Source organism: Halosolutus sp. DAT137 (assembly GCF_059736405.1).
Window position 1 is genome coordinate 20,618 of the sequence record NZ_JCAQID010000015.1, and the last position, 25,792, is coordinate 46,409.

Annotated in this window: 22 protein-coding genes; 11 read left to right on the forward strand and 11 right to left on the reverse strand. The window is 62.4% G+C overall.

Annotated features, from left to right (window positions below; genetic code table 11):
- Nucleotides 1-40 precede the first annotated feature (40 nt).
- A complete protein-coding gene (locus tag AC6I6L_RS20100; protein WP_497919560.1) occupies nucleotides 41-1,237 on the forward strand; it encodes an FAD-dependent oxidoreductase in 1,197 nt (398 codons plus the stop codon).
- 93 nt (nucleotides 1,238-1,330) lie between these two features.
- Here AC6I6L_RS20100 and AC6I6L_RS20105 read toward each other — a convergent pair whose 3' ends face one another.
- From AC6I6L_RS20105 to AC6I6L_RS20115, 3 genes are all read right to left on the reverse strand, one after another.
- Nucleotides 1,331-2,410 carry a Bug family tripartite tricarboxylate transporter substrate binding protein gene (locus AC6I6L_RS20105; RefSeq protein ID WP_497919561.1) on the reverse strand — a complete coding sequence of 360 codons (1,080 nt, stop codon included), beginning with the start codon at nucleotides 2,408-2,410 and terminating at the stop codon, nucleotides 1,331-1,333.
- 317 nt (nucleotides 2,411-2,727) lie between these two features.
- On the reverse strand, nucleotides 2,728-4,224 hold the full coding sequence (locus AC6I6L_RS20110) for a tripartite tricarboxylate transporter permease (protein WP_497919562.1): 1,497 nt from the start codon (nucleotides 4,222-4,224) through the stop codon (nucleotides 2,728-2,730).
- A 62-nt stretch (nucleotides 4,225-4,286) separates the two neighbouring features.
- Entirely contained in the window at nucleotides 4,287-5,951 is a 1,665-nt protein-coding gene (locus AC6I6L_RS20115) for a thiamine pyrophosphate-binding protein (protein ID WP_497919563.1), read from the reverse strand.
- Nucleotides 5,952-6,199: 248 nt separating this feature from the next.
- On the opposite strand from AC6I6L_RS20115, the gene AC6I6L_RS20120 reads away from it, so the two are divergent.
- The 3 genes from AC6I6L_RS20120 (at nucleotide 6,200) to AC6I6L_RS20130 (ending at nucleotide 8,574) form a co-directional block, all read left to right on the forward strand.
- On the forward strand, nucleotides 6,200-7,159 hold the full coding sequence (locus tag AC6I6L_RS20120) for an ornithine cyclodeaminase family protein (protein WP_497919564.1): 960 nt from the start codon (nucleotides 6,200-6,202) through the stop codon (nucleotides 7,157-7,159).
- Nucleotides 7,160-7,322: 163 nt separating this feature from the next.
- Nucleotides 7,323-7,829 (forward strand): tripartite tricarboxylate transporter TctB family protein, encoded by a 507-nt coding sequence (locus tag AC6I6L_RS20125; protein WP_497919565.1) that lies wholly within the window; start codon nucleotides 7,323-7,325, stop codon nucleotides 7,827-7,829.
- Between the two features lie 85 nt (nucleotides 7,830-7,914).
- The gene (locus AC6I6L_RS20130; RefSeq protein ID WP_497919566.1) at nucleotides 7,915-8,574 is read left to right on the forward strand and encodes an isochorismatase family protein; all 660 of its coding nucleotides are present in this window, start codon (nucleotides 7,915-7,917) and stop codon (nucleotides 8,572-8,574) included.
- 116 nt (nucleotides 8,575-8,690) lie between these two features.
- Here the strand turns inward: AC6I6L_RS20130 and AC6I6L_RS20135 are convergent, their stop codons facing one another.
- Complete coding sequence (locus AC6I6L_RS20135) at nucleotides 8,691-9,128, reverse strand: universal stress protein (RefSeq protein WP_497919567.1); 438 nt, start codon at nucleotides 9,126-9,128, stop codon at nucleotides 8,691-8,693.
- 244 nt (nucleotides 9,129-9,372) lie between these two features.
- Here AC6I6L_RS20135 and AC6I6L_RS20140 point away from each other — a divergent pair, with 244 nt between their 5' ends.
- Nucleotides 9,373-10,725, forward strand: a complete 1,353-nt coding sequence (locus AC6I6L_RS20140; RefSeq protein WP_497919568.1) for a UbiD family decarboxylase — start codon at nucleotides 9,373-9,375, stop codon at nucleotides 10,723-10,725.
- 158 nt (nucleotides 10,726-10,883) lie between these two features.
- On the opposite strand, the gene AC6I6L_RS20145 is transcribed toward AC6I6L_RS20140, so the two are convergent.
- Nucleotides 10,884-11,267 carry a VOC family protein gene (locus tag AC6I6L_RS20145; protein WP_497919569.1) on the reverse strand — a complete coding sequence of 128 codons (384 nt, stop codon included), beginning with the start codon at nucleotides 11,265-11,267 and terminating at the stop codon, nucleotides 10,884-10,886.
- Nucleotides 11,268-11,457: 190 nt separating this feature from the next.
- Between AC6I6L_RS20145 and AC6I6L_RS20150 the strand changes: the two genes are divergently transcribed.
- Nucleotides 11,458-12,036, forward strand: coding sequence for a UbiX family flavin prenyltransferase (locus AC6I6L_RS20150; RefSeq protein WP_497919570.1), 579 nt, complete (start codon nucleotides 11,458-11,460; stop codon nucleotides 12,034-12,036).
- Between the two features lie 130 nt (nucleotides 12,037-12,166).
- On the opposite strand, the gene AC6I6L_RS20155 is transcribed toward AC6I6L_RS20150, so the two are convergent.
- The 5 genes from AC6I6L_RS20155 to AC6I6L_RS20175 form a co-directional block, all read right to left on the reverse strand.
- Entirely contained in the window at nucleotides 12,167-13,012 is an 846-nt protein-coding gene (locus AC6I6L_RS20155; protein WP_497919571.1) for an FAD binding domain-containing protein, read from the reverse strand.
- Nucleotides 13,012-15,471 carry a xanthine dehydrogenase family protein molybdopterin-binding subunit gene (locus AC6I6L_RS20160; RefSeq protein ID WP_497919572.1) on the reverse strand — a complete coding sequence of 820 codons (2,460 nt, stop codon included), beginning with the start codon at nucleotides 15,469-15,471 and terminating at the stop codon, nucleotides 13,012-13,014. The genes AC6I6L_RS20155 and AC6I6L_RS20160 overlap by 1 nt, the downstream gene beginning before the upstream one ends.
- A 5-nt stretch (nucleotides 15,472-15,476) precedes the next feature.
- Nucleotides 15,477-15,962, reverse strand: a complete 486-nt coding sequence (locus AC6I6L_RS20165; RefSeq protein ID WP_497919573.1) for a (2Fe-2S)-binding protein — start codon at nucleotides 15,960-15,962, stop codon at nucleotides 15,477-15,479.
- Nucleotides 15,963-16,261: 299 nt separating this feature from the next.
- The gene (locus AC6I6L_RS20170) at nucleotides 16,262-17,278 is read right to left on the reverse strand and encodes a dihydrodipicolinate synthase family protein (protein ID WP_497919574.1); all 1,017 of its coding nucleotides are present in this window, start codon (nucleotides 17,276-17,278) and stop codon (nucleotides 16,262-16,264) included.
- 123 nt (nucleotides 17,279-17,401) lie between these two features.
- A complete protein-coding gene (locus AC6I6L_RS20175) occupies nucleotides 17,402-18,535 on the reverse strand; it encodes a 2-methylaconitate cis-trans isomerase PrpF family protein (RefSeq protein ID WP_497919575.1) in 1,134 nt (377 codons plus the stop codon).
- Nucleotides 18,536-18,701: 166 nt separating this feature from the next.
- Between AC6I6L_RS20175 and AC6I6L_RS20180 the strand changes: the two genes are divergently transcribed.
- Entirely contained in the window at nucleotides 18,702-19,460 is a 759-nt protein-coding gene (locus tag AC6I6L_RS20180) for a class I SAM-dependent methyltransferase (RefSeq protein WP_497919576.1), read from the forward strand.
- 141 nt (nucleotides 19,461-19,601) lie between these two features.
- Here the strand turns inward: AC6I6L_RS20180 and AC6I6L_RS20185 are convergent, their stop codons facing one another.
- Nucleotides 19,602-20,666 carry a quinone-dependent dihydroorotate dehydrogenase gene (locus tag AC6I6L_RS20185; protein ID WP_497919577.1) on the reverse strand — a complete coding sequence of 355 codons (1,065 nt, stop codon included), beginning with the start codon at nucleotides 20,664-20,666 and terminating at the stop codon, nucleotides 19,602-19,604.
- Between the two features lie 304 nt (nucleotides 20,667-20,970).
- On the opposite strand from AC6I6L_RS20185, the gene AC6I6L_RS20190 reads away from it, so the two are divergent.
- The 4 genes from AC6I6L_RS20190 to AC6I6L_RS20205 all read left to right on the forward strand — a co-directional run.
- Nucleotides 20,971-21,966 carry an LLM class flavin-dependent oxidoreductase gene (locus AC6I6L_RS20190; RefSeq protein ID WP_497919578.1) on the forward strand — a complete coding sequence of 332 codons (996 nt, stop codon included), beginning with the start codon at nucleotides 20,971-20,973 and terminating at the stop codon, nucleotides 21,964-21,966.
- 14 nt (nucleotides 21,967-21,980) lie between these two features.
- On the forward strand, nucleotides 21,981-23,336 hold the full coding sequence (locus AC6I6L_RS20195) for an MFS transporter (RefSeq protein WP_497919579.1): 1,356 nt from the start codon (nucleotides 21,981-21,983) through the stop codon (nucleotides 23,334-23,336).
- A 263-nt stretch (nucleotides 23,337-23,599) separates the two neighbouring features.
- On the forward strand, nucleotides 23,600-25,132 hold the full coding sequence (locus AC6I6L_RS20200; RefSeq protein ID WP_497919580.1) for a class I adenylate-forming enzyme family protein: 1,533 nt from the start codon (nucleotides 23,600-23,602) through the stop codon (nucleotides 25,130-25,132).
- Between the two features lie 151 nt (nucleotides 25,133-25,283).
- Nucleotides 25,284-25,792, forward strand: a 509-nt coding sequence (locus AC6I6L_RS20205) for a Rieske 2Fe-2S domain-containing protein (RefSeq protein ID WP_497919581.1), incomplete at its 3' end; no start/stop codon positions are given.

Genomic DNA, 25,792 nt, shown 5'->3' on the forward strand with positions numbered 1-25,792 from the left:
GTCATAGAAACGTTATATCGCTCCGGTCGAATGTGAGCCTATGTACGACGTCGCGGTCATCGGTGCCGGGGTAGTCGGATGTGCCACTGCCAGGGCGGTACTCGAGCGCAACCCCGACCTTTCGGTGGCGATCCTCGAAAAGGAGTACCACCTCGGAACGCACCAATCAGGGCGAAATTCCGGCGTACTACAACCAGGGTACGCGCTCGGTCAGGAACCTCGCGAATCCCGGTTCAGGACCGACGGTGCCGAAATGGCACGAAACTTCTGCCGACGGAACGACGTACCAATCAGGGAGACGGGCGCGACGATGGTCGCGACGACCGATCGAGAGGCGGCGATTCTGGACGACCTGGCCGAGAACGCATCGGACGCCGGCGTAGCGGTCGAAAAACTCGACGCATCCGAACTCCGCGATCGGGAGCCGAACGCGGTCGGAATTGGGGGAGTGTACGTTCCGGACGAGTCCGTCGTCGACAGCCACCACTACCTCGACGAACTCGCCAGGCAGTGTGCCGCGGCCGGGGCGACGGTTCACCTGGGCCACGAAGTCGAGCAGATCGACGCCGGGAGCGACTCGATTCGCCTTCGAACCTCGAACGGACGTCTCGCGGCCCGAACGCTCGTCAACGCCGCTGGTCTCCACGCGGCTAGTCTCGCCGGCCAACTCGGGTTGGCGCGAGACGTTACCGTCGTTCCGTTCCGGTGTACGTACTACGAACTCGTCCCCTCGCGTCGAGATCTCTGTCGGTCGTTACTGTATCCCACACCGGATCCGTCGTCGCCATCTCCCGGCGTCAAGTTCGTTCGTCGTCCGGACGACAAGGTTCTCCTCGGACCCACGGTCAGCCCCGCGCTTGGCTACGAATCCTACGACTCCGCGCTCGAAGCGCCCCGCCTCCGATCGTTCGCAACCGACTCTCGGTTTTGGCGGTTTCTCGCGAACCGGAACACGCTGCGGATGGCGAGTACGGAACTCGCGAAAACCTACCGTACCGGGGCATTCCTCTCCGACGCGCGGCGACTGGTGCCAGAACTAGAGAACGACGACGTGACGAGATCGTTCTCCGGCGTCGCGCTCCGACTGGTAACCGATGAGGGTGACCTGGCACCCCCCGTGCTCGACGTGAGAACGACCTCGCGAACCGTCCACGTGCTCAACCCGATGTCGGCCGGCATCACCGTCTCGCTTCCGCTCGGTGAACACCTCGCCGCGATGGCTCTCGAGCGACTGTAAGCGACACACTCGCTGTAACCAACTGTCTCAAATAAAACAGGGGACGTACTGTGCCAATGCAGTCTGTTCGGACGGTGTGATTCCTCTTCGAGTTCAGTCCACGGCCTCCCGCATGACCTCTTCGTATTCGAGCCAGCCGTCGTAGTATTCCGGAACGAACTCCTGGAACTCTTCGCCGTGTATCGGATCGATCGGGAGATCGGAACTGCCCGCCTCTTCGATGAGGTCCTCGTCTTGCAACGCGTCGTACAGCCCGTCTCTGAGCGTGGACGTGACGTCGTCCGGGGTGTCCGGCGGCGCGTATAGTCCGTACGGGGTCGTAAACTGATCTGCGAGCGTTGCCGCGGCGTCCGCAGGCATGCCGAACTCTTCGGCGGAGCCCCACTCGCCGTCCTCGTCTTCTCCCATGAGGAAGTAGAATCCGAGTCCGTCCTCGTCTCTGACCAGCGATGCGCTCGTCGCGTGCGTCGCTGCACCGACGTGCTGGTCGCCGCGAATGAGTGGCGGTGTCATTTCACCGGTTCCGCTGTAGTGGACGAAGTCGATATCGTCGCTGCTGTAATCGCCGGTGAGTTCCCCTGCCACGATCCCGATGATGTGGCCGGTCGCACCTGCACCTTGTGTCGCGAACAGGAGTTCGCCGTTCGTCATGCCATCAACGAGGGCATCCCAGGAGTCGTACTCATTTGTCGCATCTGCGTTGCCGAACCACGACCGGGGCGTTGCACCGATCCGCCCGAGGTGTGTGAACTCGCGAACGTCGTACACCGGGTCATAGAGGATCTGTCCTGTCGTGTGCGCCTCGAGGTGGCCCAGACAGAGCGTATAGCCGTCCGGTTCGGACTGGTAGACCTCGTCCGCACCGATCCGGGCAGCCGCTCCTGCGACGTTCGACACCGTTACGTCGACATCGTTTGGCAGGTGGTTGCCGAGATGGTTCGAGATGATCCGTGCGTACAGATCGATCGATCCACCAGGGTCGGCCGGGGCTACGATTTCGACGTTCCGATCGGGGAACGATGCGCCACCGCCGCCACCGTTGCCGTTTCCATTGCCATTTCCGTTTCCGTTATCATCGTCTCCACCGAGGCAGCCTGCAAGACCTGCAAGGCCTGCGCCACCGAGGTATCGAAGGACACGCCGACGGTCCGACGATGGTCTATTGGTAACCATTGTCGTGTTTGTAGTCGAATCGCGAGAATTTATAACTATGCATTTTCAACGTTTCAGCCAGTGGTAACATCTAGTACTACAGCACGGATTAGAAATCGAGCAACCGCGAACTGGGCCGCAACTGTGCAGTATCGCTGGGAAAACGGGTGAGTTTCGACAGTAAACGGTCAGGTTCTACAGTAGCGTTGATGATCGATGTACCGTTGATGACCGATACACACCTGACCGCACGACGGCGTTGCGATCAGTGGACAGATCGTCTCGGTTGGTTCTGATGTCGGTCGGTACTGCTGTAAACGCGAGTAAAACTGGAGTCGTCAACTCGCCGCGGATCGATTGGTTACCGCGGTGTACACGATCGGCATGACGACGAACGCGACCGTGATGATGATGAGTCCGAGTGAAATCGGCCGTTCGATGAAGATCATGTGAGTTCCCCGCGAGGTCATCAGCGACTGGTGGTACGCATTTTCCGCGATAGGACCGAGGATCATCGCGATGATGAACGCGATCCGGGAGATGTTCGCGCGCATGAATATGTACCCGATGACACCGAACAGCAACGCGACGAGCATGTCCGTCGGGTTGTTGTTAATCGCGTACGCTCCCGGTATCGAAAGACACATGACGCCGATGGCGATCGTTCCGGTGTCGAGTTGGGTCAGCCGGGTCAGTGGCTTCAACAACGCCAATCCGACGATACTGGCGAAGATATTCGCGATTATCAGGGCGAAGAAGATTGCGTACGCGACGTCTAAGTGATCGATGAGGAATCGGGGACCGGGCTGCAGTCCGTGAAGGATGAACGCCCCGAGCAGGATCGCAGCGCTCGCGCTGCCAGGAATCCCGAGTGCGAGGGTCGGAACCAGATCGCCGGCATCTTTCGCGTCGTTCGAGGCTTCGGTCGCGATGACGCCTTCGATCCACCCGGTTCCGAACTTCTCCGGGTGTTTACTGATGTTTTTCGCCTGAACGTACGAGATGAACCCGGCGATCACGCCACCCACGGCGGGTATCGCCCCGACGATGAGGCCGATTGCCGCACTCTGTATGAACAGGACTTTGTGCTTCAGGACGGCGAGTCCACCCGCGAGCCGTCCACCGCTTAGTTCGACGTCCGGATCCTCCGTTGCGATCTGATCCTGTCCCATCAGCTTGATCGCCTCTGCGATCGCAAAGAGACCGATGATGACGGGGATAATACTGACTCCATCGTAGAGATACTGGATGTCGAACGTGTACCGTGCGGAGCCGGTAACCGGATTGAACCCGTGAAACGAGACGAGCAGGCCAAAGCACGCGCCAATAAGTCCCGAGAGGATCGCGCCCTTCACCGCGACGGAGATCGCGATCAGCCCGACGATCGTCAGGATAAAAAACTCGGGTGGACCGAACATGATCATAAACGGCCGGATATACGGCAGAAAGATGACGAGGAACAAGACGCCGACGACGGCACCGAGCGCGCTCGCCACCGCGCTTGCACCGATCGCGATGTTGCCCTCTCCGTTTTGGGCCATTGGATGACCGTCCAGCAACGTCGCGGTGTTGACGGGCGAACCCGGGATGTTCAGCAGAATCGCCGTAATCGATCCCGAGAACGTCACTCCCCCTTTCGCCGCCGCGAGAAATGCCAACGCAACCACCGGATCCATCCCGTAGGTCAGCGGAATCAACAGCGTCAATGCGACGACGCCGCCGAGTCCGGGTATCACCCCAATTATCATCCCGATCAGTGCACCCAGAATGATGAACAGCATGACTATCGGATCCAGCAGCAACTCCAGGCCGGCGACGAAGAAATCTAATGCCATTCGTTATCGCTCCTCGTTCATGATATCGTCATGATTTCGCGAGCATTTTGTCCTTTCGGTACTCATATTTGTGCAATGTCTGAAGTATCTGGCCACGCGGTCGGATCGACGATCACGTCGAGTACTCCTGGTCCGTCGTGATCGAGCAACTTCCGGACGGCCGGCCGCAGCGCCGACGGATCGTCGACGCGATCGCCGTACATCCCGAACTGCTCGGCGATCTCGTCGAACGGCGGGTTGCCGATGTCGGTTCCGAGATATCGTTCGTCGAACAATCTGGCCTGCCGGAGCTTCTGGGTGCCGTGTGAGAAGTTGTTGTAGACGATCGTTTTCACGTCGATGTCGTATCGCACCGCCGTTTCGAGGTCTTGCATCACCATGGCGAACCCGCCGTCACCTTCGACGCAGATGACCTGCCGGTCGGGCGCACCGAGTTTCGCCCCGAGGGCGAGGGGAAAGCCGTAGCCCATACCGCCGAAACTGATCGCGTGGAGGTGCGAGTACGGATCGACTGCCGGCTGTCTCGCGTTGAAACTCGCGTGGGCCCCGCCGCCCTGGGTTAGAATGGCGTCGCCGTCTTTCTCTTCGCGCAGAATCGAAAACAGCGTGCCCGGATCGATCGCGTCCGCATCAGCGTCGATCGCGAAGAAGGCTTCGCGTTCGGCGGCGACGTGCTCTCGGAGGTCCGAGAGCGATTCTCCCGACCAAGAGCAGTTCAGGCCGTCCGTGACGTCGTCGAGGTCTTCGATGAACGCCCGCGCGTCGGCAGCGATCGCACAGTCGACCGGATACTGACTCGCTAACTCCTCAGGCGTGAGATCCACCTGTACGAGGGTCGTCCCCTCGTCGGGGACGGTCCAGTTGGACGTCGTCAGTGCGGAGAACCGGGCACCGATGCCGAGAACGGCGTCGGCTCGCTCGAGTGCGCGGTTCGCTCCCTGTGTTCCCCGTCGGCCGACCACGCCCAGGGACGCCGAACGCGTTTCGTCGAGAACGCCACGACCGGAGTTCGACGTCACGACCGGAATGCCGGTTCGATCGACGAACGCCTCGAGTGCGTCTGCTGCCCCGCTGCGGACGCAGCCACCGCCCGCGAGAACGATCGGGCGCGTTGCGTCCGCGACGATCTCCGCCGCTCGCTCGACATCGTCGGGAGCCGGTCGTGGTCGCGAGAACGGAACTGCGAGGTCGTTGTGGTCGTAGAAGCCTCGTTGTGCGTCCGTGTATGCGGCGTCTTCGCGCGAGACTTCCTTTGGAAGGTCGATGAAAACGGGACCGGGGGTTCCGGAGACGGCTCTGACGAGCGCCGTTCGGATCGTCCTGGCCGCATCGTCGCCGCGCTGGAGCTGCGTCGTCCACTTCGTGATCGGATCGAAGACGCGCTCGACGTCCCACTCGTGCCAGATGTCGCGACCGAGTCGTTCCATGTCCTCGTTGCCCGCGATGGCGACGATCGGCGCAGCGTCCCGGTAGGCGGCACCCACGCCGACAACCTGATTCGCCGCCCCGGGACCGACGTGGACGAGCGTCACCCCTGGGCGATTCGTTACTCTGGCGTACCCGTCGGCCATCGACGTCGCCACCTGCTCGTGTCGCGTCGAGACGAACTCGATCTCCGTGTCGTGGAACTTGTCGATCACGTTCATGATGACCGATCCGGGGAGTCCGAACACGTACTCCACGCCGGCGTCTTCGAGTGACTCGACGATAGCCCTGGCAGCGTCCATAGGGGCTGTCGTTATCGAACGCTCATAACTGTTACTGGCTGTACAACGGGTCCAGCGAGGGTCGACCGAGTTCGACCCGGTTTCGGCCACCATCCTCGCTCGGTAATCGCGGCCGCCAGTCGTGCGTCTAGACGATCGTCGCGGGCGTCTCGCTACTTCGTCCGTCACGGTGGCGGGGAAGCCGACCGGCCAGTAGGGGATGACACGCATACCTTTTTACTCTCGTATGCGAATCGAGGAAACGACGAATGACCACGACTGTACTTAGCGAGGAGGAGGTACGAGAGCTGCTATCCGCGGCGGACGCCGTCGAACGCATCGAAGCGGCCTTCCGGGAGTACGCGGCCGGCGATCTCGTCTCGCAGCCGCGTTCGAGTTTCGACACCGATCACGGCTCGCTCGTTTTCACTCCCGGAGCGGTCGGCGACGACGAGATCCTCGGCACGCGACTGTCCGGCAAGTTCACTGTCGGGGGTTCCGGATCGGTTGATCACTCGGTCGCGACCCCGGTCAAGAGCGATCTGATCGTAGTTTTCGATACGTCGACGGGGACCCTGAAGGGAGCTGTCGCTGGCAACCGCACGCCGGATCTTAGAACGGGTGCGCTCGGTGGCGTCGCCATCAAACACCTCGCTCGACCGGACGCCGAGACGCTCGGTATCATCGGCACCGGCCGGCAGGCCCGAACGCAACTCGAGGCCGCCGTCGCGGTGACGGAGTTCGAAACGATCCGGGTGTTCAGTCGAACCCGAGAAAACCGCGAGGCGTTTGTCGACGAGATGGGCGAGGAGACGGGCGTCGAGATCGACGCCGTCGAGAACGCCGCGGACGCCGTCGTCGATGCCGACGTGCTCGTCTGTGCGACGACCAGTCCGAACCCGGTGTTCGACCCCGACCTGCTCGAAGCCGGGACGCACGTTCACACGATCGGTCCCGCCTGGAACGACGCGCACGAACTCCCGATGGCGGTCGTCGAGGCGGCCGACGTCATCGCGACAGACTCGCTCGAGCAGATCCGGGAGTACGCTGACAGGTACTTCCTCGCCGGAACCGAACACGAATCGCGGATGGTGGAACTCTCCGACGTGATCCTCGACGACCACCCGGGCCGAACGTCGACCGAGGAGATCACGCTCTTTTCACCGATGGGGCTTGCGGGAACCGAGGTCGTGCTCGCGAACGAAGCGCTCCGCCGAGCGGATCGATAGCTCGTCGAGTAGACCAGCAGCTCCTCGAACAGAACGGGAGGCTTTCGAGCGGGATCGCACCCAGACGAGCGATGCCGGAGGACGGATCGACTCGGAGGCGAGACTGCGAGCGCGTGTCGACTCGACCACAACGATTATTATCGAGATACGACAACACGTGTCTATGAACCTCTCGACGGCGGAGTTGCGATTCAAAATCCCAGTATTCGCGGTGCTGCTCTGCTATTTCCTGGTTATCCTGTCGCTCTCGCTGGACCTGCCGCGAGATCCGCGACTCGTTCCGATGCTCATCGTCGTCCCGGCGATCGTGCTGACAGTTATTCGAATCGTCACGTTTCTGTTCCCAGATCTGTCCACTGGGTACGGCGATGTGTTCGACATCTCGAAGTTCGCCGGCGATGTCGACACCGGGCTGAAAGAGCGCTACGGATCACCGAAGGATACGGTACTCGTCATCGGCTGGTTCGCCCTCTATCTGGCGTTGGTCCACCTCTTTGGGTTCGTCATTAGCACGGTCGCGTTCACGGCTGCGTTTCTCTTCGTTCAGGCGGACCAGTCGCCCGTTCGCAGCGTCGTCTCGGCCGTGAGCATTGGTAGCGTCATCTACTTCGTGTTTATCGTGTTGATCAACGTCCGTCCGCTCAACCCCGTCTTTCCGATTCTCCCCTAACCTCGTCGAAACCTCTGGACGGATCGTTCGGACCCTCGTCGCTACTGGTCGTAACCTATAGGTTGGTTCCAACGCAGGTACACGCATGCCAACGCCAGCAGAGTACGCACCGGAATTTGTCACCGAGAGCGAACTCGAGCGGTACGAAGCGGGCAGCTACGGCGAGCGGATCGGGTGGGGTGATACGCCGGCGCTCATCGTCGTCGACATCACGAACCAGTTCGTCCAGGACGAGTACGCTCTCGGCAGTTCGGCTGCCGCACCGTCGCTCATCGAAACGAACGAACGGCTGTTGGTGGCAGCCCGCGACCAAGAGATCCCGATTTACTTCACCCGCGGACCTGCCGACGAGACGACGGCGTCCGTCGCGATGGAACTTCGGAAAGGAGGGAGTGCCTACCGGGTCGGCGAGGCGAACGAGATTCACCGCGACCTCGACCCACGGGACGGCGAGGTCGTCATCGAGAAGCCCAAAGCGAGCGCGTTCTTCGACACGCACCTCGCGTCGATGCTCGCTCGAGACGGCGTCGATACGGCGCTCGTCACCGGCGTCAGCACGAGCGGCTGCGTGAGAGCGACCGTCGTCGACGCAGCGTCACACAACTTTCGTGCGATCGTTCCGGCCGAGTGCGTCGCCGATCGGGCACCCACGTCACACGAGATGGCACTGTTCGAGATGGACATGAAGTACGCCGACGTCGCCCCCGTCGACGACGTTCTGGATTCACTCCGTGAGGTTGCCTAACACGGGCCGCTATCTGTCAGTTCCGACACGGCCACGAACCGTCTGCAATCGTACCGGTACCCAGATACAGCAGGCCGAATAACACGAGGTAGTCTTCGCCTGCACCCTTTCGACCGTCACTCATCCGCAGGTTTCATCAGCGTCAACACCGGCGTCGATGTCTCGAGGAGGACGGATTGTGTCGTACTCCCGAACACGGCTTTCCCGACCGGCGTTCGACGCCGACCGCCGATGACGATGTAGTCCGCGTCGTTGTCCGCCGCGTAGCGGGTGATCTCAGCGGAGACATCGCCGAACTTGCCGACAGCGACGAACTCGTCGGCGACGTCGGCTGCGGCTTCGGACGCGATTTCAGCCGCAACCTTTTCGACTCGATCGATACTCACGGCATCGCCGGTTTCTTCGACGCTCGTCCGTTCGAGTCCAACGAACTCGCTCCGAGAGAGGACGTGGAGCACGTGGAGTCCGGCGCCGGTCGATTCGGCGAGTGTATTCGCTTGCGCAACGACGTCCGATGCCTGTTCCGATCGATCGACCGCAGCGATTACGACCATATACGCGATTTGGGCTCCATCGTAATACCGTTATCTGTAAGAACGGACAATCGCTGCGTCGAGACGTGACCGGCGTTCGAGTCACGAAGTACCGCTGGTCTCACCTCGCGTCGACACCTGCTCTCGGGCCATCGATGTGGCTGGGCGGGGCGCGGTCGATTGCGTCGATCGAGCGACGCCGTACTCGAGACGGGCACTACCCCCCTATGAGAAGCTATATGGTACTCGGAACGAAGGTGCTGGTATGGCTTGGAAAAGCTTGCGAGACTGGGGTGAAGACCTTGAGCGACGAGGCGACCTTGTGGTCATCGATGATACCGTCTCTCCCGAGTACGAGATTGCGGCGTACGTGAAAAAATCGTGTGAACAAGAGGGGCCGGCGTTTCGGTTCACGAACGTCGAGGGCCACGACATGGACGTTCACGCCGGCTTTTTCGCCGCGAAGCGTCGCATCCTCGAGGCTCTCGGTGGGGAGACGAAAGCCGAGGCCGAGTCGAACGTCGTCGATGCGACGACCAACCGCATCGAACCGGAACTGGTCGACGACGGCCCGGTCCGCGAAGTGATCGACACGGATCCATCCCTCGCGGATATCCCGATCGTCACGCACAACGAGAAGGACGTCGGCCCGTACATCACGTCCGGCGTTCAGGTCGCGAACCTCCCGCACACCGGCGTTCGCGGCCAGGGGATCTACCGCCAGCTCGTCACCGGCGAACAGGAACTGTCGCTGTGGTCTCCCGAGGAACGACGCGTCGGCTACGCCTACCGCGTCAACGCCGAGGAAGGGAAACCCACCGAGATGGCGATCGTCATCGGCTCGTCGCCGTCGGTCATCTTCGGCAGCATTGCAAACGTCGGCCACGACGTTGACAAGTACGCGGTCGCCGGCGGCCTGTTGGGCGACCCCGTCGAGTTGGTCCCCGGCGAAACCATCGACGTCGACGTTCCGGCCCACGCCGAAATGGTCATTGAGACGCTCATCCACGGCGACGAGAAGAACCCGGAAGCCCCGTTCGGCGAGTATCCGGGCATCTACTCGAGCCAGAACGAGAACACCCCGCGCGTCGAGGTAACGGGAATCATGCGCCGCGAGGACGCGATTTACGACACCGTGCTCACCGGCCTTCCACCGAACGAAGACGGCATGATGAACTGGATCCCGCGCTGTGCGTCGGTGCGTGCCTCGGCCCAGCAGGCGGTCCCCAACGTCAACCAGGTCGACGTCAAAATCGGCCCCGCGGGCGGCAACGGCGTCTTTCAGGCACGAGTGTCCATCGACAAACGCCTCGAGGGCGACCCGTGGAACGTCATCACGAGCGTTCTCGGCGGCCGGAGTCAGGCGAAGTACTGCACGGTCGTCGACGACGACATCGATCTCGACGAGGAAGCGCAAGTCGACTGGGCGTGGGAGACGCGCGTCCAACCCCAACGCGACGTCTATACGTTCCCGACGATGGTCGGTGCGCCGCTCGACCCGTCGGGACCAAAACGCCAGTCGCAGAAGATGGGGATCGACGCCACGATCCCCCTCGACGACGATGCAGAACGGTACGAACCGACGCAGGTGCCCGGCAAAGACGACGTCGAGTGGTGACCGTTCTCACGCCCGGCGATTCGTCCATCCCTCGCGCTCGCTGAGGGAAATACCACCATTCTGGAACGATCGGACTCTCTCTTCTCACTGATCGCTACTCTCGTCTCACCTTCCTTCGCTCGAGCGTTATTCGTTGCATTCAGACGGCGTAGCCACGGTCACTCGATCGGTCTCGATATCTCGAGGACGTAGCCGTCCGGATCCTCGACGAGCAGGAGTTCTCGTCCCCAACTCACCTCCCGCGGAGGGGCCAGGACGTTCGCCTCGGCGGCCTGAAGCGACTCGTAGGTCGCCTCGATATCTGCCACCTCGAGTACGATAATCACGCCGTCGCCTCGATTCTCGCCGACCGGATCGAGACCAAATTCCGCGAGTACGGCCGGTTCGAACTCCTCCTCGAGAACGAGCGTACAGGCACCCGTTTCGAGTTTCGCACGGTCTGGCGCGCGATCTGCGAGGGCCAGTCCCAGCGCGTCCCGATAGAATTCGATCGATTCCTCGATGTCGGCCACCATCACGTACACTTGTTCGAGGGTCGTCATCGCCGGTACGTTTCTACCCGAGAGACAAATACGTCACCCTCGTCTCGCCGTGTAACCGAAATTTCCGTCTCGCCGTGTAATCGAGATTCGATCGATCGTCGTGATCCCCGGCGTTCCTGACGCCGATGGCCGGCGCGAACGTACTCTCGCCCTTCCGAATGTTTATGATCGCGTGCTCCAATCTCAACGTATGTCTGATCGCGTTGTCGTCGCACTCACCGGTGCGACCGGCCAGGTTTTCGGAATCAGGGCCCTCGAGCTGTTGCGGGAGGCCGATATCGAGTCTCATCTCGTTCTCTCCCGAGCCGCGAAGATGAACATCAATCAGGAATCGAAGGCGACGGTCGAGGAGGTCGAAGCGCTGGCCGATACCGTCTACAACGTGAGAAACGTTGGAGCCGCCCCCGCGAGCGGCTCGTTTCGGACCCGGGGGATGATCGTTTCGCCGTGTTCGATGAAGACGCTCTCGAACATCGCCCACGGGAACTCCGGCAACCTGATCACTCGATCGGCGGACGTCACCCTGAAAGAACGCCGCCCGCTCGTCGTGATGCCCCGCGAGAAACCGTTCAATCGGATCCACCTCAAGAACATGCTCGAGGTGACCGACGCTGGGGCGATCGTAATGCCGCCGTTCCCCTCGTTCTATCAGCAACCCGATAGCATCGACGAAATCATTACGCGAACGATGGTTCGGACCCTCTCGCTGCTCGACATCGATCCGGGTCTCGACTTCGAGGAGTGGACCGGGATGAGCTTCGACGCGTAAGGACCACCAGCGGCCGTCGAACCGGCACAAAGACTCGCTACCTTCGAAGCTCGATCGCGCACGAAAACGAAATCCGCTCGTGGGCGGTACCGTACTGTTTCAGCCGTCTACCTAACGCACCTGAAAGCGCCTATCGAACGGATTCGAGGGCGTCGCGGGTCAACTCTCCCACGAGGTGGGTTTTGTACTCGGCACTTGCGACCTCGTCGTCGTACGTCTCGACTTCCTCGCGAGCCGCCGCGACGCTCTCCTCGATGACGTCGTCGGAGATCGACGCCCCCTCGAGGCGCGTTTCGACGGTCTCGAGTGGGGTGGGTCCGGGCGTCGCCGCGCCGACGACGAGGCGCGCGTCTGCCACCGTGCCGTCGTCCGCAACCGTGGCAGAGAGGGAGACCGCGGCGATCGCGTAGTCGCCCATGCGCTGGGTGAACGACTGGTAGGTCGATACCTGCTCTTTGCGGATCGGTACTTCGATAGCCGTGATCAGCTCCGTTTCGGCCAGGTCGGTCTCGAACAGGCCGCCGTAGAACTCCGAGGCGGGGACGGTTCGCGTTCCATCGACGTCGGCGACGTGGAGCGTCGCGTCGAGGGCCGTGGCCACCGTCGGCGGATCGCCCTGCGGGTCAGCGTGGGCGCACCCGCCGACGAACGTGCCGCGACAGCGAATCTGGTGGTCGCCGATCGTCTCGATAGCCTCGGCGAGGCCTGGGAGCCGGTCCCCGACGACGGGATGCTCGAGCACTTCGACGTACGGAACCGCGGCCCCGATGTGCAACGAACCGTCCGTTCGATCGATCTCACCGAGTTCGTCGATCGACGTGATGTCGACGGCGTGATTCGCACCGGCGAGCCGTCGTTTCATGATCTGCAGGAGGCTCTGGCCACCGGCGAGGACGACCGCGTCGTGGCCGTGCTGGTCGAGCAGTTCACACGCTTGCGCTACGGTGTCGGGTCGGTGGTACGTGATCGGTTGCATCAGGCATCACCAGCGGTATCCGCTTCCGTGTCGCCCGCTGGCTCTGCCTCCGATCGACAGAGACTGAAGACCGTCTCGGGGTCGAGGGGGAGTTCCGTAACCGTCGACGAGACGTACTCGCCGTAGAGCGCGTCGTTTACGGCGTTCAGAATCACCACCGGGGCGAGGATCGAGCCGCTCTCTCCGACGCCCTTCGTTCCGAGGGGGGCCCGTTCGGAGGTCGTATCCGCCTCGCGGATCTTCGTGATCATCGGCATCTCGTTGATCAGCGGGAGCTGGTAGTCTTCGAGCATTCCGTTGATAGGCTGGCCGCTCGAATCGTACTCGAGATCCTCTCCGAGGGCCATTCCAAGCCCCTGGACGATCCCGCCCTGGATCTGGCCTTCGACGATCATCGGGTTGATCACTTCGCCAATGTCGTCTGCGGCCGCGTAATCGAGGATGTCGATCTTGCCCGTTCGCGTATCGATCTCGACGATCGCCCCGTGGACGTTGCTCGGATAGTTGACCGCGATGTCCGCCCGTCCGTCCTCATCGAGGATGCCCGGTGCCGGACTGTCGAACGACTCCGTAACGACGAGTGCACCTGCCGTGACGTCGTCGGGGAGCTTCTGCCCGTTGTAGTGGGCGTCGTAGGCGATCTGTGCGATCGATCGCGAGCGCGAGGGATCGTCGACGACGACGATCTGACCGTCCTCGAACGCGAGTGCCGACGGGTCGGTATCGAGCTGATGGGCCGCGATGTGGAACAGGCGCTCGCGGAGCGATCGACCGGCCTCGTAGGCGGCGCTTCCGGCGACGGTGATCGCTCGGCTGCCCCACGATCCGAGTCCGAACGGTGACGTTTCCGTGTCGGCGAAGTCGAAACTGATCGCGGCTGGAGCGACACCCACTTCGTCGGCGACGATCTGGGCGAAACTCGTCTCGACGCCGGTCCCCATCGGACACTGGTCGCTGGTCACCGTTACCGATCCGTCCTCGTCCATTCTGATCGTCACCGAACTGTTGTCCGAGGTGTACGCCGGGCGCTGGGCGCTGCTAACGTGCATCGCTGACGCGACGCCGAGCCCGCGGACGACGTCACCGCTCGGCGTTTCCGACAGCAACGAGAGGTCGATGTCCTCCTCGACGAGTTCGAGACACTCCGTCGTGCCACAGGAGTCGAGGTAGAACCCCATCGGGTGGGTCGTCGGACACTCGTCGTCGCCGATCAGGTTCCGGCGACGGATCTCCCACGGGGTCAGGTCGAGTTCCTTCGCGACCTTCTCGACGAGGGATTCGCGAGCGGTTGCGGCCTGGGTCATGCCGAAGCCCCGATAGGCCCCCGACGGGACGGTGTTCGTAAAGACGCAGCGTCCGTTCACCTGGATGTTCTCGATACGGTAGGGCGTTGCGAGCAGGTTACACGACACCCACATCCCGGGTTTCGTAAGCGCGGCGTAGGCGCCGGCGACGGCCGTAATGTCGTCGCGGACCCCCCGGAACGTCCCGTCGTCGTCGACGGCGAGTTCGAGTTCGTGACGCTGGGGCTGTCTCGCCCTGGTCGCCTGAAACTCCTCGAGACGATCGAAGATTACCTTGACCGGTCGTCCCGTTCGGATCGAGAGCAACGCGGCGACGATCTCGTTTTCGTGTAACTCGAGTTTGTGTCCGAAGCCGCCGCCCATGTTCTCCGGTTGGACGACGCGAACGGAGTTGACCGGTCGATCGAGGGTATCAGCCAGATCGCGTCGGACCTGGTGGGCTTCCTGGGTCGAAGTGTAGAGCGTGAGTTCGTCGTCGCCGGGGTCGTAGTCGGCAACCGCGCCGTGTGTCTCGAGGGGAACCGCCGTCGGTCGACTCGTCTCGATGGTGTGGGTGATCACGTTGTCGGCCGCCTCGAAGGCGCGATCTACGTCCCCGATGTCGATCCCGTAGTTGCCCCAGACGTTCCCCGACACGTCGTCTTCGACGGCGTCAAGTTCCGGGTGGACGAGTTCGTCTTCGGTGTCAGCTTCGAGGGCCGCGTCCAGATCGATGATCGTAGGGAGGGAATCGTAGCTGACCCGAACCGTCTCGGCCGCGTCGTGAGCCTGATAGTGAGTCTCGGCGGCGACGGCGACGATCCCTTCGCCGGCAAATCGCACCTTCTCGTCGGCCAGCGGCGGATGATCGGAGGTCATTCCGGAGCGCCGCCGCCCGTACTTGGTCGCCATCTTCGCGGCGTCCGCTCCCGTCATGATGTCGACGACGCCTTCCATCTCGGCCGCTTTGCTCACGTCGATATCCGTAATGCGGGCGTGAGCGTGCATGCTCCGGACGATCTTGGCGTGGAGCATTCCCGGGAGATCGATGTCGTCGACGTACCGGCTGTGGCCCGACAGGATGCGCTCGTCTTCGAGTCGCTGGATCGAGCGCCCCTTGTACTGTTCGGTCGTCTTCGTGTCAGTCTCGATTCGCTCGGTCGTTTGTCCATCCATCGGTATCACTCGCCGTCGTACCGAACCGCGGCGTCTTCGACGGCTTCGATGATCCGCGTGTAGCCGGTACACCGACAGACGTTCCCCTGCAACCGCGCCCGAATCTCCTCCCGCGAGGGATCCGGCTCGTCCTCGAGGAGCGCCTTCGTCGACAGCAGGAAGCCGGAGGTACAAAAGCCACACTGCAGCCCGTGGTTGCGCGAGTAGGCCTCCTTGATGATCTCCCCGAGCTCATCGTCGAGGCCGTCGATCGTTTCGATCGACGCGCCGTTCGCCTGGGCGGCGAGGACGCTACAGGACTTGACCGGTCGCCCGTCGAGCAACACCGTACACGCACCGCACTTGCCCGTTTCGCAACCTCGCTTGACGCTCGTAACGTCGAGTTCGCGACGGAGGAGGTCCGACAACAAGTACCGCGACGGGATCTCAGTCTCGGTTTCTGCGCCGTTGAGAGTAACAGAAACAGTACTCTCCGTGGTAGGTCGACTCATTCGTCCGTAACAGGGGTGGGAGACGCAAAATAAGTTTTGGAGAGGCCGTCTCGATTCAGTGCGATCGGTTCTTCTGTCGAGTACGCTCTCGTTGGCTGAGAGGGGCTACTGTAACTGTTTTACCGGCGATCGGCGCTCCGACAGGGCGATCACCGGTACGAGACTCCGCTACTCCCTATGAACCGTCACCGCCCCGGTAGCTCCCTCGCCCGCTCTCGGCTCGAAACCGCTTTCGACCTCCAAGCGTTTTTCGCCGCTGCATCGCTGCTGTACTTGACTCGTCGCCGGACGTCGACTCGTTACTCGCCGCGGAGTTCAGCCGCGAGGTCGCGCCACTCGCGGCCGGATTCGCGGGCCATCTCGACGAGTTCCGCCGGCGCGACGTGATACGGCGGTCGCGCCGGTCCCGGGTCGATGTATCCCGCACCTTCGATGCGCCCCTTCTGGAGTGCGATCGTGTAGAGCCCGTAGAGGTCGTCGTGTCTGACGTTCATCGTCTGCGGGTAGACCGCTTCGGGTCCGACCTGCGGGTAGAACTTTCGGTTCGTCAGGTTGATACGGTAGTTCAGGTCGCGAGCCGTCTCGTCGTCACCCTCGTCGATCGCGTCTCGGAGTCGAAGCGACGGCAGCGGATCGCAGGAGGCGCTACCCGACCAGGCCGCGTTCGCGTACTCCGGCGCAAGCTTATCAGCGAGGTACCACTTGCGCTCGATCGGCATCAGCTGTACCTTGTCACCGACGGCGTCGACGGCGTCGCGCCACCCGACGTCTACCGCACCGTACTTTGCGCCGACGACCTGTGGAATCTCGGCCAGTTCCTCCCACAGTGACGGCGTGAGACGGTTCTTGAACGCCGGCGGGTTGTGGTAGATCACGATTCCGAGTTCCGGCACCGCCTCCGCGACGTCGCGGTAGAATTCGACGGTCGCTTCCGGCGAGAGTTCGAGCCACATCGGTCGCCCCAGCAGGACGCCGTCCGCGCCGACGTCGCGGGCAAACTTCATTCGCCTGATCGTCGAGCGCGTGTCGAGGGTCGTCGGTCCGGCGACGACCGGAACGTCGCCGTCTACGGCGTCGACGACGATCCGGGTGAAGTTCTGCCACTCCTCTTCGGTAAGCGTCGCCGCCTCGCCGAAGGTCCCGTTGATCATGATCGCGTCCACGCCGTCGTCGGCGAGCTGTCGTGCGCCGCGTTCGGATTCCTCCTCGTCGAGCGTGTACTCCACTGCGGGATCGCTCGCGTCGTCGGTGGCCGGCGTCGGCATGATCGAAAAGATCCCTTCTACGTCGTCGTACACTAGTCGCTGGTCTCCCATGCTCTTGTATTGCGCAAACTGAGACTATAATGATTTGGATGTGTCGATCGACGGATCTGCAGCTATCGTCTGGTCATCAGATCGGGTCTCCGCGTGTGACTCCCCAGGTTGCCGGGTCGACGATCACCTGCCGAGGTAGTAGAGATCGCCGTGAATAATCTCTCTCGCCGTCCGATCGACGGATACGGACTCGACATCGGCCCCGTCGTTCTCGACGCCGACCCACATCGTCCCCTTGGGGTGGGCGATCGTGACGTCGCCGTCTGCGTCCTCACAGAACTCGTTGGGGATCGTTCCGGGAATCGACGCGGCCGCCGCGGTACACATCGCGCCGGTCACGGCGTAGGCGTGATGGGCTTTTTGCATCGACATGATGCGGGCGAGGAGATCGTACTCCTCGGGGTGGACGGTGTCGCCATCGACCGTCTCGTACGCTCGTGGCTCGCCGACGATCGCCATCTTCGGGATTCCGGGGCTCTCTGCGGTCGCCGCCGCGGCGTCGTCGACGAACCCGAATCGCTCGCAGGCCGCGCTGCGGATGCGTTCGAGGCGCTCGAGGGTTGCGTCGTCGCCGTCGATCTCGGCGGGGCGTTCGGCCGCCGTGAGGGAGACGTCTGCTGCCCGCGCGAAGACGCAGGGGTTCGAGACGTCCACGAACGACAGTTCGATCTCGCCGACGCCGGGAACGTCGAGGACGTCGGTCCGGTTCCCGGTCGGAAAGACGCCGTCGGTGACCGATCCGCCGGGTTCGACGAACCTGGATCTGATCCGGGCACCGGTTCCGGGAACGCCGTTGACGACGAAGTCGCCGCGGTACCGCGGCGAGCCGTCCGCATCGACGGGAATCGACTGCTCGACGATGGTGTCCGTATTCTCGTTCCAGAGAACGAGCGTCGTGCGTCCGTCTACGATCTCGTTCGCGGTTGCGACGGCGCGTTCGAGGGCGAACGCGCCGACCGCGAACGTGAGGTTGCCACAGTTGCCACCCCAGTCGACGACGGGTTTCTCGACGCCGACCTGCGCGAACGTGTACTCGACGTCGATGTCCCCCTCGCCGGGGTGAACGATCATCGTCTTGCTCGACGTCGAGTGGGAACCGCCGATGCCGTCGGTCTGCATCGAGTCCGGGCTTCCGAACGTCTCGAGGAGAAGGTCGTCCCAGCGGTCCCGATCCGCCGGCAAGTCCTTGCGTTGGAAGTAGACGCCCTTGCTCGTCCCACCGCGGAACAGACTGGCCGGTACGTGTTGCTGACTCATTTCGTATACGTCTGGGGTGTCCTCCCACAATAATTCTCCGGAGCGAGTGAGTCGCGATCGATGCGGCTGCGACTGTCTGCGGTGGCACCGTTTCGACGCGGTGAGTCCGGCCAGTGATTCGACGGGTCGCGAAAGGAATAATACCGTTCACCGTGAAAACGGACGTATGACCGACAGTTCGGATCGGAAACGCGAGGCTGCGGCGTCGTTCGACGAGAGCGCGTCCGCGTACCTCGAGAGTGAAGTCCACCGTGCGGGCGACGATCTAAAACGTCTGGCGTCGTGGTGTGACGGGGCGACTCGCGCGCTGGACGTCGCAACGGGGGCCGGCCACACCGCCGGTGCCGTCGCCAATCAGGGGGTCGACGAGGTAATCGCGACCGATGCGGCCCCCGGAATGATCGACACGGCGACGAGCGAGTTTCCCGTCACGGGCGTCGTTGCCGACGCCGAGCGGCTTCCGTTTGCCACGGACGCATTCGACGCCGTGACCTGTCGGATCGCCGCCCATCACTTCCCCGACCCGAAGGCGTTCGTCGACGAAGTCGCTCGCGTGACCGCGGACGGCGGTGTCTTCGCGTTCGAGGACAACATCGCGCCACCGGACGACGACCTCGACGAGTTTCTCAACACCGTCGAACGGCTCCGCGACCCGACCCACGGCCGATCGTACACTGAAGCCGAGTGGGTGTCGTGGCTGACCGACGCCGGATTTGAGATCGAGACGAGACGGCTCATCACGAAAGAAATCGGTTTCCGGAGCTGGGTGCGCCAACTCGACACCCCCGAATCGGCCCGAAAGCAGTTGCGCGAGCTGTTTTCCGACCCGCCAGAGGGTGCGTCAGAACTCTTCGAGATCACCCACGAGGACGGCGATCTCGTCTCTTTTTCCAATCTCAAACTGCTCGTTCAGGCCCGTCGCTGAACGGGCGAGAGATCGCGGGCACCCGATCGAGCGTGTGCGATAGCGTCAGAACGCGGGCTGAGCGTCGGACAAGTGTCCGGTAGCGTCGGAACGCGGGCTGAGCGTCGAAAATCAAAACGGGACAACCGTGTGCGTGCGGAGCTACTCGAGATCCGCACCGATGGCCTCTTCGAGCGAGTCAAAGCCGTCCTCGCGGAGCAGTTCGACGAGCCCTTCGTTGATGTCGCGAGCGAGTGACGGCCCCCGGTAGACGAAGCCCGTGTACACCTGGACGAGGCTCGCCCCGGCACGGATCTTTCGGTAGGCGCTCTCGGCGTCGTGGACGCCGCCGACGCCGACGATGGGCAGATCGGTGAGTTCGGCAAGCGTTCGCACGGTTTCCGTTGCGGCGGCCTCGAGCGGCTTGCCACTGACGCCGCCCCACTCGTCACGGTGGGTGTCGGTCAGTTCGCTGTGGTCGGTCGTCGTGTTCGTCGCAACGATGCCGTCGACGGCGAACTCCTCGACGATCTCGACGAGGTCGGCGAGATCCTCTCGCCGCGAGTCGGGACCGACCTTCACCAGAAGGGGTTTTTCCTCGTCGTTTTCGTCCTCGAGGGTGGTGAAGATCTCACGGAGGTGTTCCGGACTCTGTTCGTCGTACTCCTCGGGCGTGTTCGGACAGGAGACGTTGAGCACGAAATAGTCCGCATGATCGTAGAGGCGATCGAACACACGGCGGTAGTCCTCGATGGCCTCGTGTTCGCCGGAGGTGTTCATTTTCCCCACGTTGACCGCGACGGGGACCGACGGCGTTCCGTGGGTCGCCAGTCGCTTTCGAACGCGATCGGCTCCCTGGCTGTTGAACGCCAGTCGGTTGATCATCGACTCGTCGTCGGGGAGTCGAAAGAGACGGGGGCGCTCGTTGCCGGGTTGGGGGTACGGTGTAACGGTTCCTACCTCTGCGAACCCGAAGCCGAGATCCGAGAGGAAGTGCATCACGTCGCCGTTCTTGTCGAAGCCGGCAGCCACGCCGACGGGGGCCGGAAACGAAAGTCCGAAGCGCTCGATTTCGAGCATGGGGTTGCGGTACTGGTACTGGTGGCGAATCACTCGTCTCAGCGCCGAGGACGACTGCGCGGCGGCCATCGTCCGCTTGCCGAGATTGTGGGCTGTCTCGGCCGGAAGGGCGAACAGGGCCGGTCGAACTGTTTCGTATATCGTCATTATGATTCGGCTGGCGGTCTGCAACCTAAACCCTTCGGACTTTCGCCGGAACCGCGCTGAAACAGACGTGGCTACGCAACGATCTTCGATCGCGGCTCGATCTCGGCCCGGGGGCGCGCTTTCGGGTGACGGCGTTCGGGGCTTGTCTACGAGAGAGGGGACGAACTGTACGCGGCGGTCCGCGGATCCGGGTTGCAAGCCGATTCCCCGGAGAACTCCCGACGAAGTTCGCGGCTCGGGCCGAGAGTTGTCAACAGAACATGGAAACTATTAATCCGTCCTTATCCGAATCTACGAAGCGACGATGGTAGAGTTTGGTATTAATATCAACAATCGTGAACCGTTGCTAGTCGAGAGTTACACCGTCGAGAAGATGCTCGAACTAGGCGAGTCCGCCGAAGAGTACGGCTTTGACTCCGTCTGGGTCGGTGACAGCTTGCTCGATCGACCGCGACTCGAACCGGTCAGTCTGCTGGGGAACCTCGCTGCGCGCACGGACAACGTAAAGCTCGGCACCGGCTGCATGATCACCCCGCTACGAAACCCGATTCAGTTCTTGCAGGCATGGAACAGCCTCGATATGATCTCCGACGGGCGGATGGAACTCGGCGCCTGTATGGGACCGCCGACCCCTGGCTGCCGGGAACAGTACGAGGTACTGGGTCTCGACTACCGCAAGCGCGCAAAGATGCTCGAGGAACAACTCGAGATCTTCAAACAGTTCTGGCGAGAGGGCGAACTGACCTACAAGGGCGACATCTACCAGTTCGAGGACGTCGACTTCCGCCGCGGTGCCGAGATCCGCGACCTCGAACCGGTCCAGGAAGAGCCGCCGATTCTCGTCGTGAGCAACCCCGCACACCACGACTCCGGGTCCGACGACGTGATCAACCGCGCGGCGTGGCGAATCGTCGAACTCGGCGACGGCTGGATGGCCGCCGGGCTCTCCAATGCGCCCGACGAGTACGAGCGCCAGTGGCAGAGCATCGTCGACTACGCCGAGGAGAACGGTCACGACCCGGACGACGTCCACACGACGTTCCAGGTGACGATGACGATCGACGACGACGCCGACGCGGCGGACGAGAAGATGGACGAGTACATCAGAACCTACTATCCGCAACTCTACAAGGGGAAGGACCCGGCGGAGTGGGGACCAAGCGGTAACGCGGACGATCTCATCCAGTGGATCGAGGAGTTCAACGACTGCGGCTGCGAGGAGTTCATCATCCGATTCGGCGGCGAGGATCAGTTCGAGCAGATGGAGAAGTTCGTCGACGAAGTAATCCCGGCGTTCTGAGGCATCATCGATCGATGACCGACCGAACGACGGTAAGCGACGCGCTAGATGCGGTTTCGGTCGGCCCGTTCCACCGCCGATTGCTGCTCATCATGGGCTGTGCGCTCAGCTTTACGGCCGTGGAAGTGCTCTCGATTTCGTTCGTGTTGCCGGCGCTGATCGAACAGTGGTCGCTGTCGGGAGTTGCTGCGGGCGTCCTCGGCAGCGCCGCGCTCGTCGGTATCATGTTCGGCAGCTGGTTCGGCGGCTGGCACGCCGATCGGACGGGGCGCGTGCGCGGCCTCCAGTGGGCCGTGCTCTGTTATTCGCTGTTTGCCGGGCTTACCGCCCTTTCGGTCGGTCTCTACACGGCCGTCGCGTTCCGGTTTCTGACCGGAATCGGAGTCGGCTGGGCGACCGTGATCACCGTCTCCTATCTGAGTGAACACCTGCCGACGAGCCAGCGCGGCCGGTACACCGTCTACTTCGAGACGTTCTGGCCCGTCGGAACGATCCTCTCCGTACTCTTCGCGTGGCTCTTTCTCGACATTCTCGCGACTGACGGCACGATCCTCGGGTTCGAGGCCTGGCGGTTCGTTTTCCTCGGCGCGGCGGCCCCGGCGTTGCTCGTCCTCGTGCTCCGTCGACTCGAGGAGACTCCGTACTACCTCGCGGCGAACGATCGGCTCGAGGACGCGAACGAGCGCGTTCGCGAGATTGCCGCGGAAAACGGCGGCGAGACGGCGACTATCACGGCGATTCGCGAGGACCGCGGCGAGACGGCCCTCTCTCGCCTGTTCGAACCCGGGTTGCGACGCCGAACGCTACTCGCGAGTCTCTCGTGGTTCGGGATCAACTTCGGCTTCTACGGCATCTTCATCTGGCTTCCCGACACGCTCGAGGCGGCGAACCTCGGCGGCGGACTCTACGGGCAGCTGTTTCTGGTCGCCCTCGCCCAGCTTCCGGGGATCCTCAGCGCGTCGTACCTGATCGATCGGATCGGCCGGAAGTACACGATCGGTAGCTACCTGCTGTTTGCGGGCGTGTTCACGTTCGCGTTCGCCGCCGAACTGGTCGATAGATCGTTTGTCGGTCTCGACGCGATTCACCCGCTGTTGAGCCTCTTTCTGGCGAGTTTCTTTTTGATCGGCGCGTGGGGACCGATGCTGGCGTACACCGCGGAGCTGTTCCCGACGGCGGTCCGTGGCACCGGCTTCGGCTTCGCGACCGGCATCGGCAAGATCGCGTCGATCTCCGGCCCGATCCTTGCAGGTGCGCTCGTCGGTTGGGGGTACTTCGTCGCACTGGCGCCGTTCGCGATCGGCATGATCGCTGGCGGAATCCTCATCCTGACGTTCGGGATTGAAACGATGGGCAAGCAGCTTCGGTGATCGGCGGCGGCCCACGTCCGACCAGCTGTCCGATCCATTCGGCGTGGCTCCTCCTGATCGAGGCTCTGAGGGAGCTGTATCGGATACGGACTCGGCAGCAGTTCCGTCGGATCGAGACCGACGACATACTCAACACCGATACTCCGGGACGAGAACGTGGGACGCTTTTGCCCTTCTCGCGACACGGATGTCGGTACTCCGTACAGCATCTGTGACGCGTGACTGCCGGTATATTTATTCTCTAGCTCGATTAGTTTCTTCACATGGACATCGGTAGGATGCTCAGCGAGTCAGCCGATCGCTTCGGCAACCGACTCGCGATCGCGTGCCGGTCTGCGGATGGGACCCGGACGCGAACGTTTGAAGAACTCGACGATGAAAGCAATCAGATCGCGAACGGTCTGCTCGACAACGGCGTCGGAACCGGCGACGTCGTCGCAATCTACGCGCACAACTCCATCGAATACGTGGCGATGTTCATCGCTACCCAGAAAGTCGGTGCGATCGTCACGCCGATCAACGTCCGGCTAGACGCCGACGACGTAGCGTTCGTTCTCGAGGACGCGGACCCGTCGTGTCTACTCGCCGACGCAGGCCTGCTCGAGGAACAGGGTGCGGTCGAGCGGATACTTGCCGAGCACGACTCGCCGCTATACACGTTTGGCGAGTCGGCGTACCTGTCCCACGAGGTGCTGGTGAACGGATCGACGCAGAACCCGGGACTCCCCGTCGACGGCGAGACGGTCGACGGCTACTTTTATACTTCCGGCAGAGCCGGGACACCGAAGGGCGTAGTTCACACGCACTCGGCTCGGGTACTGGTGAACATGAACGTTATTGCCGAACTCGGCCTGCGTCACTCGGACGTCAACGTGTTGCCGCTCCCGCTGTTTCACAGCGGCCCGCTGTACACCGGGTTCGTTCCGTTCCTTCAGTTTGGCATTCCGACGATTATCTTCGAGCAGTTCGATCCCGACTGGACCCTCGAGGCGATCGAGGAGTGGGACGCAACCGTTCTTGGAGGCGTCCCGGCCCAGTACGATCGCCTGACGAAAGTCGATTCCCTCGAGGAGTACGACCTCGAGTCGCTTCGCTTCTGGTGGTACTCCGGTGCACCGATGACCGCGGATCTACTCGAGCGCTGTCGGTCTCGTCTCTGCGATCGCCACTCAGTCATCTATGGTGCGACCGAGATCGGACCGCCGGCGTCGATTCTGTCCCCGGAACAAAGCGGCGAGCACCCCCACTCCTGCGGGACCGGCCTATCCTTTCAGCGCATCCGGATTGTCGATCCCGACTGCGAGCCGGACCCATCCGCGACCGTACCGACTGGGACGACCGGGGAACTGATCTGCAAGGGCGAATCGGTGATGGATCGATACCTGAAGCGACCCGAGAGCACCGAGCGAGCGTTGGTCGACGGCTGGTACTTCACCGGTGACCTCGCGTACGTAGATGAGGACGGATACATCTACGTCGAAGGTCGAAAGGACGATGTGGTTACTACCGGCGGCGAGAACGTCTACCCGACGGAGATCGAGAACGTCGTCCTGCAACACGAGGCCGTCGACGACGTGGCCGTCGTCGCCGTCGACCACGAGAAGTGGGGCCGGGCGCTGAAGGCGTATGTCGTCCCTGAAGAGAATTCGATCGATCGGGAGACGATCGAGACCCACTGTCGGGAGAGTTCCCTCGCTGACTACAAGCGACCCCGCGAGATCGCGATCGTTCCCGAAATCCCGCGGAATCCGAGCGGCGGGAGCGTCCTCAAAGCGGAATTACAGGAATTCAGGTAACGCGAACGGAGGGCGGTGACGGTCTCGACGGATCGGTAAACGGGGTGTTCAAGACCGTTCGTGCTACTATCGGTCGCTTTTGGTGTGCGTGACGCTGTCACACGGCCCTGAAAGTAAATAACTAAGACCGTTGAATCACATCTGTAAACGTATGGCATTGGAAGAAGACGCCTGTCCACACGATGATGTGGACGCTTCAGCGATAACTACCGGCGACGAGCCGTTATCACCTCGTCTCGAGCGACTACTCGAGGGTCACCGCGAGGCCCTCGAAGAGGGGTTGTTGCCGATGAAAGTGTACAACGACGAGGAGGTGTTCCAGGCCGAACTCCACCGGATTTTCGGCCAGTGCTGGGTGTTCATCGGTCACGACACCGAGATTCCCGAACCCGGCGATTACGCAAAACGCTACATCGGCAAAGACCCGTTCATCTTCGTCCGCAGCGAGGACGGCGAGATCCGCGTCCTGTTCGATTCCTGCCGGCACCACGGCAGCCAGCTTTGCAAGGCCGAGCAAGGCAACAGCTCTCACTTTCGTTGCCCGTATCACGGCTGGACGTTCAAGAACACCGGCGATCTCGCTGGCATCCCGTTGCGCGATCAGGCGTTCGAGGGTCTCGATCCCGCCGAGTGGGGACTCCTCGAAGCCCCCCGCGTCGA

Bases quoted from the DNA above. Each gene is read 5' to 3' on its own strand.
- AC6I6L_RS20100 (WP_497919560.1), top strand. From the start codon at position 41: ATGTACGACGTCGCGGTCATCGGTGCCGGGGTAGTCGGATGTGCCACT.
- AC6I6L_RS20190 (WP_497919578.1), top strand. From the start codon at position 20,971: ATGGTAGAGTTTGGTATTAATATCAACAATCGTGAACCGTTGCTAGTC.
- AC6I6L_RS20115 (WP_497919563.1), bottom strand. From the start codon at position 5,951: ATGGACGCTGCCAGGGCTATCGTCGAGTCACTCGAAGACGCCGGCGTG.
- AC6I6L_RS20160 (WP_497919572.1), bottom strand. From the start codon at position 15,471: ATGGATGGACAAACGACCGAGCGAATCGAGACTGACACGAAGACGACC.
- AC6I6L_RS20120 (WP_497919564.1), top strand. From the start codon at position 6,200: ATGACCACGACTGTACTTAGCGAGGAGGAGGTACGAGAGCTGCTATCC.
- AC6I6L_RS20195 (WP_497919579.1), top strand. From the start codon at position 21,981: ATGACCGACCGAACGACGGTAAGCGACGCGCTAGATGCGGTTTCGGTC.
- AC6I6L_RS20135 (WP_497919567.1), bottom strand. From the start codon at position 9,128: ATGGTCGTAATCGCTGCGGTCGATCGATCGGAACAGGCATCGGACGTC.
- AC6I6L_RS20130 (WP_497919566.1), top strand. From the start codon at position 7,915: ATGCCAACGCCAGCAGAGTACGCACCGGAATTTGTCACCGAGAGCGAA.
- AC6I6L_RS20200 (WP_497919580.1), top strand. From the start codon at position 23,600: ATGGACATCGGTAGGATGCTCAGCGAGTCAGCCGATCGCTTCGGCAAC.
- AC6I6L_RS20185 (WP_497919577.1), bottom strand. From the start codon at position 20,666: ATGACGATATACGAAACAGTTCGACCGGCCCTGTTCGCCCTTCCGGCC.
- AC6I6L_RS20125 (WP_497919565.1), top strand. From the start codon at position 7,323: ATGAACCTCTCGACGGCGGAGTTGCGATTCAAAATCCCAGTATTCGCG.
- AC6I6L_RS20175 (WP_497919575.1), bottom strand. From the start codon at position 18,535: ATGAGTCAGCAACACGTACCGGCCAGTCTGTTCCGCGGTGGGACGAGC.
- AC6I6L_RS20145 (WP_497919569.1), bottom strand. From the start codon at position 11,267: ATGACGACCCTCGAACAAGTGTACGTGATGGTGGCCGACATCGAGGAA.
- AC6I6L_RS20165 (WP_497919573.1), bottom strand. From the start codon at position 15,962: ATGAGTCGACCTACCACGGAGAGTACTGTTTCTGTTACTCTCAACGGC.
- AC6I6L_RS20170 (WP_497919574.1), bottom strand. From the start codon at position 17,278: ATGGGAGACCAGCGACTAGTGTACGACGACGTAGAAGGGATCTTTTCG.
- AC6I6L_RS20180 (WP_497919576.1), top strand. From the start codon at position 18,702: ATGACCGACAGTTCGGATCGGAAACGCGAGGCTGCGGCGTCGTTCGAC.
- AC6I6L_RS20105 (WP_497919561.1), bottom strand. From the start codon at position 2,410: ATGGTTACCAATAGACCATCGTCGGACCGTCGGCGTGTCCTTCGATAC.
- AC6I6L_RS20155 (WP_497919571.1), bottom strand. From the start codon at position 13,012: ATGCAACCGATCACGTACCACCGACCCGACACCGTAGCGCAAGCGTGT.
- AC6I6L_RS20140 (WP_497919568.1), top strand. From the start codon at position 9,373: ATGGCTTGGAAAAGCTTGCGAGACTGGGGTGAAGACCTTGAGCGACGA.
- AC6I6L_RS20110 (WP_497919562.1), bottom strand. From the start codon at position 4,224: ATGGCATTAGATTTCTTCGTCGCCGGCCTGGAGTTGCTGCTGGATCCG.
- AC6I6L_RS20150 (WP_497919570.1), top strand. From the start codon at position 11,458: ATGTCTGATCGCGTTGTCGTCGCACTCACCGGTGCGACCGGCCAGGTT.